The organism is Sphingomonas horti, assembly GCF_009753715.1.
Lineage (GTDB): Bacteria > Pseudomonadota > Alphaproteobacteria > Sphingomonadales > Sphingomonadaceae > Sphingomonas_B > Sphingomonas_B horti.
On sequence record NZ_WQMS01000001.1, the window covers coordinates 479,549 to 495,371 of the forward strand.

Below are 15,823 nucleotides of genomic sequence, written 5' to 3' on the forward strand. Positions count from 1 at the left end.
CCCGGCGAATGGCCTCGCAGGGGCTGGACCGTGACGGCCGCGCCGAACCCCGGCTGAAGGTGTTCAGGCTCGGCCGGGCCCGGGCCGACGGCGTGCCGTTCAAGGTTCATATACTCGATGTGTCAAAACTCGGCGCCCGGCTTCACGCAAGCCAGGCGCCGGACCTTGGCATCCGCATCACGCTCGACTGCGCTTCGGTCTCGGCATCGGGCACGGTGCGCTGGGTCGATGCGCGCCGCTTCGGAATCCGCTTCGACAAGCCACTGGTTCAATCGGAGCTGGCGACGATCGTCGCGGCCGACGGCGCCTGACGAAGCCAACCATTCATTAGCGGATCGGCGCTAAGGGACGGAAGGTTTCGAGGAGCGCCCCGAATTGGTTTCAAGGATCCGTCAGCGCTGGCGCCTGGTCGTCGTTGCCGTGGCGGCATGCGCGGGAATCCTGTGCGGCCTGTCCGGCACCGGCCACGGCCTGGACGTGCTGCTGCAGCAGCAGCGGTGGGCGCTGCGCAGCCATGGCGCCAGCGGCCAGATCCAGATCGTCGAGATCGATGCCCGCAGCGTCGCCGCGATCGCGCGCTGGCCCTGGCCGCGCAGCATCCATGCCCGCCTGATCGACAATCTGCATCGCGCCGGCGCGGCCACGATCGCGTTCGACGTCGACTTTTCCGCCCGCTCGCGCCCGGCCGAAGATGCCGCCCTGGTCGACGCGCTCGCCCGCGCCGGCGGCGGCGTCGTGCTGCCGACCTTTCGCCAGCGTTCGGGTGCGGGGCAGGCCGGCTGGATCGACTCCCTGCCCTTTCCGGAGGCGCGCGAGCAGTCGGTGCTGGCCGCCGTCAGCGTGCGGCCCGACCCGGATGGCTATGTGCGCCAGATGCCGGTTGCGACGATCACGCGCGGCCTGCCGCGCCCGTCCCTCTCGGCGATGGTCGCACAGACGAGCGGCCGCGCCGGCGAGAGCTTCCGTGTCGACTATTCGATCGATCCGCAGACCATCCCGCGCCACAGCGTCATCGACATACTCGAAGGCCGCGTTACGCCGGGCGCGCTCAAGGGCAAGCGCGTCATCATCGGCGCGACGGCGATCGAGCTTGGCGATAATTACGCGGTGCCGCGTTACGGCGTGATCCCCGGCGTCGTGATCCAGGCACTTGCCGCCGAAACCCTGACCGCAGGCGTGTTGCGGCCGGTATCCTGGTCGATCCCTTTCCTCGCCGCCGTTCTGCTCGCGGCCGGCCTGCTCCGTCTTCGGTCCGCCAGGCTGCTGGCGCTCGGTGCCACGGCAAGCGTCGCGCTGCTGTTCGGCGCCTCGCTGGCCGCCGAGCAGTGGCTGCGCGCGATCGTACCGCTTGCGCCCGCCTTGTCGGTGATTGCCCTCGCCGCCATCGCCTCGGCGATCGTCCGAGCAGCGGCAGAAGCGGAGCGGCGCCAGCTGTTCGACGCGGAATCGGGCCTGCCGAACAAGGCGGCGATGCTGCGCTGGCTGCAGCGCAACCCGTTCGACGCCGTGGTGGTCGCCCGCATCGCCGAGTTCGAGCGGCTCGCGGCGGCGCTGGGCGCGGACCAGATGGGCGAGACCATCCGCCGCCTGAACGACCGAGTCGGCCTGGCCGTCGACGGGGCGCCGGTGTTCCGCATCGAGCAGGCGGCGCTCGCCTGGCCGGCGACCACGGAGCACCGCACCGTCCTCGACGAGCGGCTGGCAGCCCTTCGGGCGACGATGCTGAATCCGATCGAGGTTCGCGGCCGGCGCGCCGACGTGACGCTGCATTTCGGCATCGCCGACGCCCATCATGGCACGCCCGCGCAGCTGATCGCCCTTGCCGGCCTCGCCTCCGAGCAGGCGCGCGAGACCCATTCCGGCTGGTACATCCATCACCAGGACGACCACGCCCAGCTGGACCGCGAGCTGTCGCTGCTGGGCGAGCTGGACGAGGCTGCCCGCGATGGCACATTGAAAGTCGCCTACCAGCCCAAGCTCGACCTGAAATCCGGCCGGATCGTCAGCGCCGAAGCGCTGGTCCGCTGGCATCACCCGGTGCTGGGCCCGCTCAGCCCGGACAGCTTCGTGCCGCTGGCCGAACGCCACGACCGCATCCGTCCGCTGACCGCTTATGTGCTGGACCGTGCGCTCGCCGATGCCGCCGAATGGCGCGCGCGCGGCCATTCCGTGTCGGTCGCCGTCAATATCTCCTCGCTGCTGGTCGCATCCCCGGACTTTTTCGAGGCGGTGGTCGCCGCCACGAAGAGGGACGACTTCGTTCCCGGCGGGCTGATCTTCGAAGTCACGGAGTCGGCAGCGCTCAGCGACCCTGAAAGCGCGGTGCAGGCGCTGCACGCCTTTCGCGCAATGGGGATCAAGGTATCGCTCGATGATTACGGCACCGGCCAGTCGACGCTCTCCTATCTGCAGCAGCTGCCGCTGGATGAGCTGAAGATCGACCGGCGCTTCGTCCAGCACGCCCATCTGCAGGCGGCAGACGCCGTGCTGGTCCGCTCGACGATCGACATGGCGCACCAGCTGAAGCTGAAAGTCGTCGCCGAAGGAGTCGAGGATCAGCCGTGCCTCGACTTCCTCGCCGCGGCCGGATGCGACACGGTGCAGGGCTATCTGATCGGCAAGCCGATGGGCTCGGACGCTTTCGTCGCCAAGCTGACGGACTTCCGCCACGCCGCCTGACGGCGAGACGAATGCCAGGCCGGAAAAGGCGCCCCAGCGTTGACTATCGGCGACAGGGTCGGCAGCGAGCCGAAGATGGCCCGGGTGGAAGCAGCGAAGTCGTCCTGTGGGGCTCGCGATGATTGAGGAAGTCACGTCGTTTCTGCGTAACGTCGGCGCCTCGATCATTCTTCCCCGCTATCGACGGCTCAGAACCGAGGAGATCGAGGAGAAGGGGCCGGCCGACCTGGTGACGATCGCCGATCGCGAGGCGGAGCAGGCGATCGCTGCGCATCTGCTGGATCTGATGCCCGGCTCCTGCGTGGTCGGGGAGGAGGCCTGCAGCGTCGACCCTCGCTTCCTGGACCGGCTTCACACAGGCGCGGTGTGGGTCGTCGATCCGATCGACGGCACCGGCAATTTCGTGGCCGGCCGCCCGCCCTTCGCCACCATGGTCGCGCTGTTGCAGGACGGCGAGGTGGTGATGAGCTGGATCCACGATCCGCTGACCGGCGGGACCGCCTGCGCGGAACGGGGCTCCGGCGCCTGGCTCGACGGCGAGCGCCTGGCGGCAAGCGCATATGGCGGCGAAAAGCTTTCCGGCATCGTCAGCCGGTTCTGCCTGCCGGAAGAGCGCGCGCCGTTCGTGAAGCGGGTCGAGCAGGAAGCCGCGCGGGTGACGCCGACGCGTCGCTGCGCCGGCGCCGAATATCCCATGGTCGCGAAAGGCGCGTGCGACTTCGCGATCTATTGGCGCACCCTGGTGTGGGATCATGCCCCGGGCTCCCTGCTGCTACGGGAAGCCGGCGGGATCGTCTGCCGCCTCGACGGAACGGACTATTCGCCGGTACGGCCGGGCGTGGGATTGATGCTGGCGCGCTCGCCGGACATCGCCGACGAGTTGTTGCGACTGCGCTAGACGGCCTTCACCCGTGCCTTGGCGAGCGCGTCGAAGGCCTGGAGCTCCGCCAGCAGGGCCGGCATTTCGGACAGGGGCACCATGTTGGGACCGTCGCTCGGCGCCCGATCGGGGTCCTCATGGGTTTCGATGAAGACCGCGGCGACGCCGACCGCGACCGCCGCCCTGGCGAGCGGCGCCACGAACTGCCGCTGCCCGCCGGAATGCGTCCCCTGCCCTCCCGGCTGCTGGACCGAGTGGGTGGCGTCGAACACGATCGGAAAGCCGGTTTCGGCCATGATCGGAAGCGCGCGCATGTCGCTGACCAGCGTGTTGTAGCCGAAGCTCGCGCCCCGCTCGCACAGCAGGATGCGCTCGTTGCCGGCGGCGACAAGCTTGGCCGCGACCTGCTTCATGTCCCAGGGTGCGAGAAACTGCCCCTTCTTCACGTTGACCGCCCGGCCTGTCCGCGCCGCCGCGACGAGGAGGTCCGTCTGGCGGCAGAGGAACGCGGGAATCTGCAGCACGTCCACCGCTTCGGCGACCGGTTCGCACTGCGACGCCTCATGCACGTCGGTCACCACCGGACAGCCGAACCGGCTCCTTATCTCGGCGAAGATCGGCAGCGCGCGATCGAGGCCGAGCCCGCGCGGCGCATCGCCGGACGTGCGGTTCCCTTTGTCGAACGACGATTTGTAGATGAGGCCGATGCCGAGCCGCCCGCACATCTCGACAAGCGCGGCGGCCGTCTCGAGCGCGTGGTCGCGGCTCTCCATCGCGCAGGGGCCGGCGATCAGCGTGAACGGGCGATCGTTGCCGACGACGAGTTCGCCAATCGCCACGGAGCGCGCGCCCGCCATCAGAACGCCCCGCATTCGGCGAGGATCTCGTGCACGTCGCGCCCTTGCGCGGCGTAGAGGCGAATCCGCGCCTCGTTCGACATGAGCTGCCAGGCAGCCGCCTCGACCTCCGGCCACATGGTCGCGGGGACGACCACGATCCCATCCTCGTCCGCGAACACGACGTCGTCGTTGCAGACGGTGACGCCGCCGATCACAGTCGGCTGGTTCATCGCGACCAGCGTGCCTTCGAACTTGATGTCGTCGCAATTTGCTTCCCGCGCATAAACCGGCAGGTCGAGCGCGCGCACGTCGCGCACGTCGCGCGTGCAGCCGTCGACGACCACGCCGACGGCGCCCGCGCGCACCGCGAGGTTCGCGTTGAGGTCCCCGAAATAGGCATATTCGGGAAGCTCCGTGCCGACCATGATCACGTCGCCGGGCCGGACGAAACTGTAGGACGCGAGCGCGCCATAAATGCCCTTCCAGTCGTCGGGGCGGCGGGCGGACGCATCCGGAAGGCGCCCGAGCTGCAGCGTCTTGGCCCGCCCGAAAATCGTGCCCGGGCTGGTCGGACGAAGCTTCGGCCGGACCACGGCGCGGTGCCCGCGCTCCTTCATGATGTCGGCGAGGATGGTCGACGAAAGATGGGCGCGCATGGCGCGGAAGCGGGCCACCTCGGTCGCGCGCTGGCCGGCCGCGACGGCTTCGGCAAGGGCGAGATCGGCGGGCGTGTTGACGTCGATCTGCTCCAGCGGATCGAGCTCGAACAGGATCGGCCGCGTGCCGAAGCGCTGATCAGGAAGTCCGCCCTCGGCGGGGCGACGCACCATGTAAAGGCTCATCGCCTCGATGACGGTCGGCGGCAGGTCGACGCTGTTCGGGATGCGCCCGCGGCCATAGAGCGGCTCGCCGGCCGACCAGCCATATTGCTTGGTCGAATAGACGCCGACCAGGCTGTCCGCGTCCGGGTCGGCGAGCAGGCGCTCGACCGCGCGGCGGATCGTGTCGGCGGAGACGAACGGCGCGGTGCACAGCAGTTGGACCCAGATATCGGCGTCGGGCCGCTGCGCGCATTCCCAAGCGAACAGGGCATGGCCGTCCGTCGCGTTGGACGCGAGTTCGGCCGGGCGCGCGAGACGCGTCACCGGCAGGTCCGCGGCCAGCCCGGCGAGCGCGTCGGACTCGGTATCCAGGCACACCTCGCCGATCGCCGGGCAGGCCAGCGCCTGGCGAAGCTTGCGCTTGAACAGATGCTCCCCGTCGAAGACGCGCAGGTTCTTGTCGGGAACCCGCTCGCTCTGCCCTTTGGCGGGAATGAAAGCCACGATCTTCATCTTTGTCTCATATTGTCAGGAGGTCGTTGACATGGACGAGGCCGAGAAGCCGGCCGTCTTCGTCCGTGACCGGCATGACCAGCAGCCCGCCGGTCTCGCGCACGATCCCGAGCACGTCGCCGAGCGTCGCGCCCGGGCGTACGGTCACGGGATCGGCGCGCATGATCTCGCCGGCCGCCGCGCTGTAGAGATCGCGGCGGGCCTGGATATGGCGGCGAATGTCTCCGTCGACGATCAGGCCGAGCAGATTCCCGCCATGGTCGGTGACGCAGACCGCACCCATCCTTTTGGCCGACATCACGGCGAGCAGCTCGGCGATCGATGCCGAGGCGAGCACCACCGGCAGGTCCGCGCCCATGCGCATGATGCCGGAAATCGGCACAAGCTGCCGGCCCAGCAGGCCCGCCGGATGCTGCCTCAGGAAATCCTCGCGCGAGGCGCCTCGAATCCGGCTTGCGGCGACCGCGATCGCGTCGCCGATCGCCATCTGCAGCGTGGTGCTGGCGGTCGGGGCGAGGCCGAGCCCGTCAGCTTCGGCGCGCACCGTCGCCGGCACCACGATCTCCGCGCGTGCGGCGATCGGCGAGTCGAGCCGGCCGACGATGCCGACGAGGCGGCAGCCGCGTTCCGCCAGCGACGGCAGGATGCGGAGAATCTCCTCGGTCGATCCGCTGTTGGAAAAGAGCAGCACGATCGAACCCGAGCCGACGGCGCCGAGATCGCCATGCGCGGCCTCCCCGGCATGGACGAAAAAGGCGGGAATCGCGAGGCTCGACAGGGTCGCCGCGACCTTGGCCGCGACAAGCCCGGACTTGCCGACTCCGACGCAGAAGACCGGCTGGTCGTGCGCGGCGATCAGCTCGGCTGCCCGCGCCGCGGCGGGCGCCACGGAGAGCTGGGCCTCGGCAATGGCCTCGCTTTCGGCCCGGAGGACGTTCGCGACGACCTCCTCGGACCGCGGCTCGCGGGCAAGAGCCGGCTTGATCGCACGGATCGCAGCGGACGTCATTGCAAGCCTCCCATCGCGCGCTCGGCGCGGGCCATGCCGGCCTGCCAGCGGCTCGAATCGACGGCGCGCTCCAGCCTTTCGAACAGCGTTTCGGCGTCAAAATCCGGCGCCTGCGGATCGAACGCATTGTTCGCGAGGTGGTAGGCGGCGAAGAACAGCGCATCGTCGGGGCACGGCGCGCGCGCGCGGCCGGCGCCGAGATCGTCCACGAACGCGCCGACATCGCCATAGGCGTCGAGCCAGCCGGCTGAGCGGAAGCGGGTCGAGCGGCAGAGCGGCTTGCCCCAGAAGGCGGCAATCCCGAACGCCTTCGAATCACCCACGATCATGCCATCGCAGCTCCGCGCCACGGCCATGGTGGACAGGCCCTTGTCCAGCAGGCTGACCCGTCCCTGAAGCCCGGCAACCGTCTCGTGCAGTTCCCGCCGGTCGACGTGCAGATGGTTCAGCGGATGGTCCGTCACCATAAGGCGGACGTGATCGGGCAGCTGCGCCGCCAGCTCGGCCACAAGCCGGCTGTTCGGCGTCGGCCCGGGCCGGTGCATCAGGAAGAAATTCTCGGGATGCTCATATTCCAGAGGCATCAGGATCGTGATCCGCGGCTCGCCGCCGCCGGCCGGATCAACCGCAGGCTCGGCCGCGTTCGATGAGCGATGCCGCTCCCAGGCGGGCGCCAGCCAGGCGGCAAGCTCGTCCCGATGCCCTGCTTCAAGTGTCGGCATCACGCCGTGGTCGAACAGGTCGTCGGCGAGCCACACCAGGGTCGCGGGCAACTGGAAGGGCGCAACTCCCCCCTCCATCAGATAATGCACCCGACCCGGGAAATGTCGCGGGGTCTCGCGGTCGGCGCTGCGGCAAATGACGTGATCCGGCGCGATCTGGCCAACGAAGTCGATCAGCGGCTGAGGATTTCGCGGCGCGGTGCGCAGGCTCTGATGATCCGGGCCGCCGATGATATGCCAATGCACGTCGGGAAGGTTCGAGGCTCGCGCCAGCTGCTCGTTTCCGATCCCGGTTCCCGACCAGGGTTCCGGGGCCAGTATGTGGACCTCGGCCGCGCGGCCGGCCGCATCGATCATCGGCACCAGGATATGTTCGAACCACCAGGGCGTGACGACGGGGAGATAGAAGAGGATGCGCATCTTGGGCAGCTCAGGGCGCGAGAACGGAATGAAACGGATTGTCCGGCAGCTGCCGCATGATTCTTCGATCCACCGTGCGAGTTCGGCCGGGGTTATCGAGAGCTAAGGTAAACAAAGAAATAACCATGGCTGCGATCGCGCCTTGGCAGCGATCACCAACCGGCCCGGAATGGCTTGCGCGCTACGATCCCGGCCGGATCGGCGCAGCTGCCCCCGATGTCCCGCTCAAGCGCGCCGAATGATCAGGGTCGCGCAGAATTCGCGTGAGCGGCGACCATCATCTCGCCAGCCAGGGCCGCTATGTCGCCGAAATCCAGGCTGTATGCTTCTTGCGGCGAATCATAGCCCTTGAGTGCCAACGCCAAGCATTCGATGCTTGCGGGCACGGCAACGGCAGGCCGCAACATGTCGATGCTTTCGCGACCGATGAGGACGCTGTGACCACAGGTCCGCGTGGCCGATTCCAGGCGGAACGCCTTGTTGACCGTGTCTCCGACCGCTGTGAAATCGGCGGCACCGATGCTCCCGAGATTTCCGATCGCCGCCAGACCGGAGTTCATGCCCACCCCAAACCGCACCGGCCCCGACAGGCCGAATCGACTTTGCAGCGGGGCGACCAGTTCTTGCGTAGCCAATATCACGTCGAGAACGGCGGCAAAAACAGCATGATCCACTTCGCGGCGGTCGTGAACCCATAATGCCATGAAACAGTCGCCGATATATTTGTGGTACCAGGCGCGGCGGCGTCTCAACAGATCCGCGACGCCTCCGAAAAAAGTGGAGAGCAGCTTCGAGATCTTTTCTTCGCCGATTTCTCGCGCCAGCGCCGTATAGCCTCGAATGTCGATCACCAGGACCGTGACGAAGCTGGTCGTCATATAGGCCTGGGTTTCGCCGCCCCGGTTCGGTTCCACAACCGGAACCGGCGGAGCTTCCTGCTCAAACGTCAGCAGCTCTCCGCCAATCTTGATCAGGTCGCCATGCGAAAGCGCCACCGGCGCGCTGATCGGCAGCCCGTTCAACTGCGTGCCGTTGCGGCTTCCGACATCGGAGAGGAAGCAGATGCCCGAAATGTCGCGCCGGATCATCGCATGTGTCCGGGAAATGCCGGCATCCGACAGGACGACGTCGTTTCCCGCGTCGCGACCGATCCGGCAAACGGACAGCGCCGTGATTGCACGGCGGGTTTCCGTTCCCGTCGGCCCAAACCGAATGAGCGGGTCCCTTTTGTCCATCCGCTTGAGTACCGGGTTGCTCGCCCGGACTGACCTCTTTGCTTCGACCAAGTCCGCGCCAAAATCCAGAGCGTCGTCCATTCTCCCCCCTCCGAACCGATCCGCCGGCGTGATCGGCCAAACGTCTACGGACTACAGGCATCGAAAAGGTCAAATCCGCCTGCAAATGCACTTGGCGCCCACAAACGACGGTCAAGGTCACGCCGCGTGTTCCGCCTTGCCGGCATAGCCATTGATCGATCCTTTGATGCAAGAGCGCTTGCCCGTTTCAGCTCTTTACCTCCCCCGGCTAGACTGACAGTCTCCCATCTTGCGCCGCGTTAGACCGGTCGCCTGGACGATAACCGACAGTTTCGGCGCGGAACGCCTGCTCTATTTCCGCGAGTCGCCTAGAACCCGAATTTCTTGAGTCCTTCGAGCTTGTCGTCGATCCACGTTCGAAAGCCGTCGATCGAGCCGCCGCGACGGAACAACAACACCACAAATACGACAAGTGCAGCGATCGCGGCCGGCAGCGCCGCAAAATCGAGCGCGAGAAAGATTGTCCCGGCAGCAAGCGCGCCCAGCACCGGTACCAGAATGTCCTTTACATAGGGCCCGATGCCGCGCTGGACGGAATCGAACGAGCGTTCCGCCTCAGCCCCCGATCCCGAGCCTAGCTGAACCCGCGCAAGGGCAGTGTTCGAGGCCAATATCCCGTTGACCTTGCACCACAGCTGAAGCGCAACCTCGCGCGAAACGTCCATCGCCGCACTGAACCATTGGACGAACCGCGCCTGGGCGGTCCGAAGCTGGGCGCCCTGGGCGTTTGCCGCGCTCATGATGTGCCCGCCCCGCTCTGATCAGTATTTGACAATCTCGACCCGGCGATTGCTCGGGTCGGAGGCAGGCAGGCCATCGCGCGGATGATCGAAACCGTAACCGATAGCCTTGAGACGCGAGGGGGGCACGCCATGCTCGGTCAAATAAGCGACCACGCTCTGCGCCCGACGACGCGACAGATCGAGGTTGCTGGCTCGCGAGCCGATGGAGTCGGTATGGCCCTCGATCACGAAGGTGCCTGCCGCCGCGGTGCTTTCCTGCAGCGTCTTGGCGAAGATATCCGCCTGCGCCATCGCCTCTGGCGTCAACTCCGCGGAGTTAAGGTCGAACGTCAGCCGCATATCGAGCGATCGGCGGGCCGGCCTTGCCACCGCATGCGGCGAACGAACGTCGCTGCTCGCCGTGCGCACCGCCTTGCCACGACGGGGCTCCGGAGCAGCCTGTCGGCTGACCGGCAAGGAAGCCGGGGTATCCGTCGCGGCCGCCCTATGCGCAGATGTGTTGATATTGGCGAGCGAGAACTTCTTCTCGGCTTCGACCTTGCAAACACCGGAAATGAAGCAGCGCGCTTCGTCTTCCGTGACTTTCTCTCCGCTCTGCGCAAATGCGTTCGCAGGAAGCGCCATCGCACTGAGAGCGATCGAAACGGTGATGAGCGTCTTCATGTTCCACCCTGCCTTGAAGACTATGCCGAGTCGCGAACGCCAACTCTACAGCTAAGCCACTCGAACAACAAGCTTGCCGACCGGTTTTGCGTATCTCGCGTCCAAATCCGGGACTCCGGCGAGAGTCGCTGGCCGACCAACCTGTCTCTTCGTCTAATCTGCTTCGAGAGGATTCGTAGTGACGATTGTCACAGGATGAAAAAAAGACTTGGCCGAACTTGCCCGCATCAGGAAAATGGACAAGACTCGCACGATAGTCGGTGGGAGGGCAGGATGGCAGAGGCGCGAAACCCCGCGACCAAAGCGGCGGCCATTCTCCCTGTGGCCGTGCTCGTCGCGGCCGTGATCATCTTCATCGTGCAATGGGGCTTCGGCCGACTTGTCCAGTCACCTTCGTTCGCACTCTGGTCAGCCGCGGCGCAGGAAAGTGCCTTTACCGGAACACTGTTCGGACTGCTGGCGCTCGCTGCGGGGCTCGGACTATGGCTGAACGACGGACGCGTCGCTGCGGGCCGGATGCCTTCCCTCGGCTTCCCTGCCGGCGCGGCGCTTGGAATCCTCGGCCTATGGCTGTCGATCGAATTGTCGGCAATCGCGGGCGCATTGGGCGGCGGGACCCAGCAGAGCGGCGCAAGCCTTTTGCTGATCGGAGGGACAATCGTCACTCTATTTCAGACAAGTGTCGAGGAACTCTATTTCCGAGGATGGCTGCAACCGGTGCTACAATCCGGCTGGGGCCGATGGCCGGGACTGGCAGCAACAGCGATTGCCTTTGCGGCCTTGCATTTCGTCAGCGGGGACTTTCATCCGATCAGCCTGCTCAACCTGTTCCTGGGCGGCCTCTGGTTTGGCCTCCTCGCCGACAAGTCGGGCGGACTGTTGCTGCCGATCGGCGCGCACTTCGGGTGGAACTGGGCAGAGGAGATGCTGTTCGGGGTCGCCCCGAATCCCGGATCGGGCAGCTTCGGCTCTCTGCTTGATTGGGAATTGGGAGGATCGCCATTGTGGGGTGGCTCCGCCGAAGGATTGAATTCGAGCGTTTCGGCAAGTTTCGCCCTGGCCGCGCTGATTGCCGCAACGCTCGGCTGGCGGCCGTCCCCTAATTTGTCTGCGCGGCGCGGCTGACGTCGATCCGGTCGCGGAGCTTTTCGAACGCGATCAGTTGCGCGCCTTCGAGCGTCTTTCCCGCTTCGGTCTGGATGCCAAGCGGATCGACTCGTTCGCCGTTGATATGAACTTCATAATGAAGATGCGGACCGGTCGAACGCCCCGTCGTGCCGATCTCGCCGATCTGCTGGCCTTGCGAGACCCGCGCGCCCGGCGCGATCCCAGGAGCGAAGCGGTTCATGTGCAGATACAGGGTCTGCCAGCCATTATCATGCCGGAGCACGACAAGGTTGCCATTCGCCCCCTTGAAGGCGGCCCATTCGATAACGCCGCTGCCCGACGCGTAAATGGGCGTTCCGATCGGGGCGGCGAAGTCGATGCCGCCATGCAACTTCATGAAATGCAGGATCGGGTGGAAGCGCAGGCCGAATTTCGAGGTCACCCGCGCACCGTCGACCGGCGTCCGCATCAACGCCCGCACGATGCTCCGCCCGCTCGAATCGAACCATTCGTCGGCGCCCCCGTCCGGGGCGAAGCGATAGACTGACGCCGATTTGCTTTCGGTGGTGAGCGAAGCGTAGAGCAGGATCGGAGCGCCGACCGCCTCGCCGGACGCGTTGACCGACTGGGCGTAGGCAACCTCAAACGCATCGCCAGCCGCCACCTCGCTCTGGAAGTTAAAGTCGAACGCGAGGGCCTTGGCGAAATCCGAGATGAGGCTGTTCGGAACGCCGACGGCCACGGCCGAGGAATAGAAGCTGTCGCCGTCCATGGTCCCGTGCTTGACCATGATGCGCCGGCTTAACTGCGCGGCGACATGGGACACCGACAGCGCCCCGTCGTGGGTGCGCTCAACAACCACGCCCGAGCTGTCCCCGTTCGACGCCTCGAGCCGGTCGAGCCGCAGCCCGTCAGCCAGCTGAGTGAGCGTGAGCACCGCCCGGATATCACCGCTCTGGGCAAGCGCAGGGAGGGCGGCCGTGGCGACCTCCCGGGCAACCTCGGCCGGCACCCCTGAGACGGCCAGGGCCCGGGCCAGGTCGGAGCGCTGCGGCAGCACAAGCGTACGCCGCACCTGGGTCGGGCCGGTGCTGGCCCGCGCGGGAGTGACCACGCTCGACGAGGCGAGCGGCTGCCCCTGAGGCACGCGGGAAAACCAGGCAAATGCGGCGCCGATCAACAGGATGAGCACCGCTGCGCCAAGGCCGGCATGAAGACCGGCCAGACCTGGCGGAAAACCGCCGTGCTGCACCCGCCCGCGCTCGGAGGACGGCGTCCAGCTCCTTGCCCACTCGCGGGGATCCCAGGAGTCTTCGACGACGCCGGCCACGTTCCGCCCCCTCGTTTCGATCGTCTTGCAATCATGCCGCCCGCGGTGACGGGACGCAACGCAGACAGAGCGTTGCAGGGCAAGGATTTTGAGCTACACCATATGCAAGCTAGGGGGAGCGCAGGTGATACCGCTCAAAACCGAGTGGCATGCGATGACCGACGTCGGCGCGGTCCGCGAAGTCAACGAAGACCGCTATCTGGCTTCCGAGACTCTGCGGCTCTGGGCGGTAGCGGACGGCATGGGGGGCATGTCGTGCGGCGACTGGGCAGCAGCGCGCGTCATCGATGCGCTGGCGGCGATCGAGCGCTCCGACGACCTGAACACGATGGTAGCGAGCGCTGCCGCCGCCCTTGAAAAGGCGAACCGCGCAATCATCGATGAGTCCGAAGCGCGGGGGGAGCAAATGGGCACCACCGCAGTGGTCGCCGTGGTCCGCGACGACAGCTTCGGCGTCATCTGGGTGGGCGACAGCCGCGCCTATCTGGTCCGTGACCGTCGACTCCATCGTCTCACGCGCGATCACAGCCAAGTGCAGGAATTGGTCGATCACGGCCTGCTGGAGGAAGCGGCAGCAGCCACGCATCCGTTGCGTAATGTGCTGACGCGGGCGGTCGGGATCAGCGCGCCGCTGGACCTGGACATGGTGAGCGACACGCTGCGGCCCGACGACCTGCTGCTGCTGTGCAGCGATGGCCTTTATGGCGTGCTCGGCGAAGCGGAGATGGAGGCGATCATCAATGCCGCAGCCATCGAGGAGGCCGGAGAAGCGATGATCGCCCGCTGTCACGAACTGGGCGCTCCGGACAACATCACGATGGTCGCGATCACCGCGACGGAACCGACACTGGTTCACTTCGGCGAGATCAATTCGAGGATCACCGGGTGAGCGACGAAGACGACAAGACAGTGATCCGGCCGGCAGGATCGGCGTCGATCCCGCCCGCCAACGGATCGTCGACGCCGGCCGACCCCACCATCGTGACCGTGGCGCCGAGCGGTGGGGCGATATCGCCACAGCCGCAGCGTTCGGCCGCAGGTGTGCAGGTCGGCGATCTGCTCAATCACATCTTCGAAGTGAAGCGCTTCCTGGCCCGCGGCGGCATGGGCGAAGTGTTCGAAGGCATCAATGTCAACACCGACGAACGGGTAGCGATCAAGGTCATCCTACCCGCACTCGCCGCGGACCCGAACGTGACGGCGATGTTCCGCAAGGAAGCGCAGACCTTGACGCGCATGTCGCATCCGGCGCTTGTCCAATATCGCGTGCTCGCGCAGGAGCCGCGGCTCGGCACGTTTTACATCGTCACTGAGTTCATCGACGGGGCGAACCTGTCCGATGTGCTCGACAAGCTCAGCCCCACGACCGAGCAACTGATCGGCCTGACGCGACGGCTTGCCGAGGGACTCGCGGCGGCGCACGGGCTGGGCGCGATCCATCGCGACATCTCGCCGGACAATGTGCTGCTGCAGGACGGCAAGCTGGAGCGCGCGCGGATCATCGATTTCGGCATTGCCAAGAACGTGGAGCCGGGATCGCACACGATCATCGGCGACGGCTTTGCCGGCAAATTGAACTACGTCGCGCCCGAGCAGCTGGGCGACTTCAATCGCCAGGTCGGCCCCTGGACCGACGTGTACAGCCTGGCGCTGGTAATCCTTGCGGTGGCCCAGGGCCGCAGCGTCGATATCGGCGGATCATTCGTCGATGCCATCAACAAGCGCCGCGCTGGGATCGATACCGGCGGCGCCCCAGCCGAACTTCGCCCGCTGCTTGACCATATGCTGGTCGCCGACCCCGAACAGCGGCTGCGCTCCATGGACGCCGTAATCGGAGAGCTCGCCAAGATCCGCATTGGCCACGCCCCGCTGCCGGGTCGCGCAGGCACGACCGCGGCGACAGCGACCTCCGGCGGAGGAAAGCTGCCCAAGCCGGTTCTGATCGGCGGCGTCGCGGCGTCGCTTCTGGCCGTGGTGGGCGCTGCCGGCTGGATCGCGTTCGGCGGCGGACCGGAGCGGTCCCCGCAACCCGCCGCGCCCGCCGCCAACAAGACCGCGGGACCGGTTACGAGCGAATCGGTGCGCCGGGCCGTTCAGTCCGAATTGCCGAACGTCGCCTGTACCTGGCTGACGCTCACCGGAGCGACGCAGACGCCTTCGGGCGCGCAGCTGGCATTCACCGGAGTCGCCGGACGGCCCGCCGATGCCGAAGCGAGCGTGTTCAAATCCGCGAAGGCAGCGGGCGCGTCGGTCGCCGCGATCGACTTTTCCGGCGTTGCGCCCATCAGCCCTTCGTTCTGCACCGTGCTGGACAGCATCCGGCCGATCCGCGCCACCGGTCCCGCACGACTCGTGCTGCCGCAGCCCAAGTTTGAAATCGAGCGGTTCACGGGAGGCGAATATGCCGGGCAGCTCGGCGCCAAGGTCATCGTCCAGCTGAGTCTCGAAGGACTCAAGGACGATTTCGCGCTCTACAGTGTCGAGGATACGGGCGAGATTTCGCAGCTGATCGCATCGCGCGCGCAACTCGAGCAAGCTGCCGCAGCGCGGAAAATCGAGCGGCTGCCCGGACAAGAGCAGTATCGCATTGCCGCTGACGGGCCGCGCGGCCCGGGCTGGTCGAGCTTTCTGCTGATCACCGGCCGTGGCGTGGAGCAGGGGCTGCTCGAAAACTCAAATACGCCCAATTGGGCCGAGCACTTCAATCAAGCCGCCAAGGCAAACGGCTGGAAGGCGGAAATGGTTTGGTTCAAATTCGTGGATGAGCTGCCGAACTGAGCG

Annotated in this window: 14 protein-coding genes; 6 read left to right on the forward strand and 8 right to left on the reverse strand. The window is 66.6% G+C overall.

Annotated elements, in window-relative coordinates; all coding sequences use genetic code 11:
• Window positions 1-8 precede the first annotated feature (8 nt).
• The 3 genes from GON01_RS02305 to GON01_RS02315 all read left to right on the forward strand — a co-directional run bounded on the left by GON01_RS02305 (window position 9) and on the right by GON01_RS02315 (window position 3,577).
• Entirely contained in the window at window positions 9-311 is a 303-nt protein-coding gene (locus GON01_RS02305; protein ID WP_157025572.1) for a PilZ domain-containing protein, read from the forward strand.
• Between the two features lie 64 nt (window positions 312-375).
• Window positions 376-2,679, forward strand: coding sequence for a putative bifunctional diguanylate cyclase/phosphodiesterase (locus GON01_RS02310; protein ID WP_157025574.1), 2,304 nt, complete (start codon window positions 376-378; stop codon window positions 2,677-2,679).
• A gap of 118 nt (window positions 2,680-2,797) precedes the next feature.
• Window positions 2,798-3,577, forward strand: a complete 780-nt coding sequence (locus tag GON01_RS02315) for an inositol monophosphatase family protein (RefSeq protein ID WP_157025576.1) — start codon at window positions 2,798-2,800, stop codon at window positions 3,575-3,577.
• Here the strand turns inward: GON01_RS02315 and kdsA are convergent.
• The 7 genes from kdsA to GON01_RS02350 all read right to left on the reverse strand — a co-directional run bounded on the left by kdsA (window position 3,574) and on the right by GON01_RS02350 (window position 10,605).
• Window positions 3,574-4,431 (reverse strand): 3-deoxy-8-phosphooctulonate synthase, encoded by an 858-nt coding sequence (gene kdsA / locus GON01_RS02320; RefSeq protein WP_198159758.1) that lies wholly within the window; start codon window positions 4,429-4,431, stop codon window positions 3,574-3,576. The two genes, GON01_RS02315 and kdsA, sit on opposite strands and share 4 nt — an antisense overlap.
• Window positions 4,416-5,732 carry an RraA family protein gene (locus GON01_RS02325; protein ID WP_157025580.1) on the reverse strand — a complete coding sequence of 439 codons (1,317 nt, stop codon included), beginning with the start codon at window positions 5,730-5,732 and terminating at the stop codon, window positions 4,416-4,418. Before GON01_RS02325 ends, kdsA begins: the two co-directional genes overlap by 16 nt.
• 7 nt (window positions 5,733-5,739) lie before the next feature.
• A complete protein-coding gene (locus tag GON01_RS02330; protein ID WP_157025582.1) occupies window positions 5,740-6,741 on the reverse strand; it encodes a KpsF/GutQ family sugar-phosphate isomerase in 1,002 nt (333 codons plus the stop codon).
• A complete protein-coding gene (locus GON01_RS02335; RefSeq protein ID WP_157025584.1) occupies window positions 6,738-7,883 on the reverse strand; it encodes a hypothetical protein in 1,146 nt (381 codons plus the stop codon). Before GON01_RS02335 ends, GON01_RS02330 begins: the two co-directional genes overlap by 4 nt.
• Window positions 7,884-8,125: 242 nt before the next feature.
• Window positions 8,126-9,199: an adenylate/guanylate cyclase domain-containing protein gene (locus GON01_RS02340; protein WP_157025586.1), complete on the reverse strand. Its 1,074-nt coding sequence runs from the start codon at window positions 9,197-9,199 to the stop codon at window positions 8,126-8,128.
• Between the two features lie 308 nt (window positions 9,200-9,507).
• Entirely contained in the window at window positions 9,508-9,939 is a 432-nt protein-coding gene (locus GON01_RS02345) for a hypothetical protein (RefSeq protein ID WP_157025588.1), read from the reverse strand.
• A 21-nt stretch (window positions 9,940-9,960) separates the two neighbouring features.
• Window positions 9,961-10,605 carry an OmpA family protein gene (locus tag GON01_RS02350; RefSeq protein ID WP_157025753.1) on the reverse strand — a complete coding sequence of 215 codons (645 nt, stop codon included), beginning with the start codon at window positions 10,603-10,605 and terminating at the stop codon, window positions 9,961-9,963.
• A gap of 273 nt (window positions 10,606-10,878) precedes the next feature.
• Between GON01_RS02350 and GON01_RS16535 the strand changes: the two genes are divergently transcribed.
• Window positions 10,879-11,730: a CPBP family intramembrane glutamic endopeptidase gene (locus GON01_RS16535; protein ID WP_181600186.1), complete on the forward strand. Its 852-nt coding sequence runs from the start codon at window positions 10,879-10,881 to the stop codon at window positions 11,728-11,730.
• On the opposite strand, the gene GON01_RS17300 is transcribed toward GON01_RS16535, so the two are convergent.
• Window positions 11,705-13,042 carry a M23 family metallopeptidase gene (locus GON01_RS17300; protein WP_157025592.1) on the reverse strand — a complete coding sequence of 446 codons (1,338 nt, stop codon included), beginning with the start codon at window positions 13,040-13,042 and terminating at the stop codon, window positions 11,705-11,707. The two genes, GON01_RS16535 and GON01_RS17300, sit on opposite strands and share 26 nt — an antisense overlap.
• A gap of 154 nt (window positions 13,043-13,196) precedes the next feature.
• On the opposite strand from GON01_RS17300, the gene GON01_RS02365 reads away from it, so the two are divergent.
• Together GON01_RS02365 and GON01_RS02370 are read left to right on the forward strand one after the other, a co-directional pair.
• Window positions 13,197-13,931, forward strand: a complete 735-nt coding sequence (locus tag GON01_RS02365; RefSeq protein WP_157025594.1) for a PP2C family protein-serine/threonine phosphatase — start codon at window positions 13,197-13,199, stop codon at window positions 13,929-13,931.
• Entirely contained in the window at window positions 13,928-15,820 is a 1,893-nt protein-coding gene (locus tag GON01_RS02370; RefSeq protein ID WP_157025596.1) for a serine/threonine-protein kinase, read from the forward strand. The genes GON01_RS02365 and GON01_RS02370 overlap by 4 nt, the downstream gene beginning before the upstream one ends.
• Window positions 15,821-15,823 lie beyond the last annotated feature (3 nt).

Coding starts and splice junctions, on each gene's coding strand:
- GON01_RS02325 (WP_157025580.1), bottom strand. CDS start 5,732: ATGAAGATCGTGGCTTTCATTCCCGCCAAAGGGCAGAGCGAGCGGGTT.
- GON01_RS02365 (WP_157025594.1), top strand. CDS start 13,197: ATGACCGACGTCGGCGCGGTCCGCGAAGTCAACGAAGACCGCTATCTG.
- kdsA (WP_198159758.1), bottom strand. CDS start 4,431: ATGCGGGGCGTTCTGATGGCGGGCGCGCGCTCCGTGGCGATTGGCGAA.
- GON01_RS02315 (WP_157025576.1), top strand. CDS start 2,798: ATGATTGAGGAAGTCACGTCGTTTCTGCGTAACGTCGGCGCCTCGATC.
- GON01_RS02335 (WP_157025584.1), bottom strand. CDS start 7,883: ATGCGCATCCTCTTCTATCTCCCCGTCGTCACGCCCTGGTGGTTCGAA.
- GON01_RS02340 (WP_157025586.1), bottom strand. CDS start 9,199: ATGGACGACGCTCTGGATTTTGGCGCGGACTTGGTCGAAGCAAAGAGG.
- GON01_RS02330 (WP_157025582.1), bottom strand. CDS start 6,741: ATGACGTCCGCTGCGATCCGTGCGATCAAGCCGGCTCTTGCCCGCGAG.
- GON01_RS02345 (WP_157025588.1), bottom strand. CDS start 9,939: ATGAGCGCGGCAAACGCCCAGGGCGCCCAGCTTCGGACCGCCCAGGCG.
- GON01_RS02350 (WP_157025753.1), bottom strand. CDS start 10,605: ATGAAGACGCTCATCACCGTTTCGATCGCTCTCAGTGCGATGGCGCTT.
- GON01_RS16535 (WP_181600186.1), top strand. CDS start 10,879: ATGGCAGAGGCGCGAAACCCCGCGACCAAAGCGGCGGCCATTCTCCCT.
- GON01_RS02305 (WP_157025572.1), top strand. CDS start 9: ATGGCCTCGCAGGGGCTGGACCGTGACGGCCGCGCCGAACCCCGGCTG.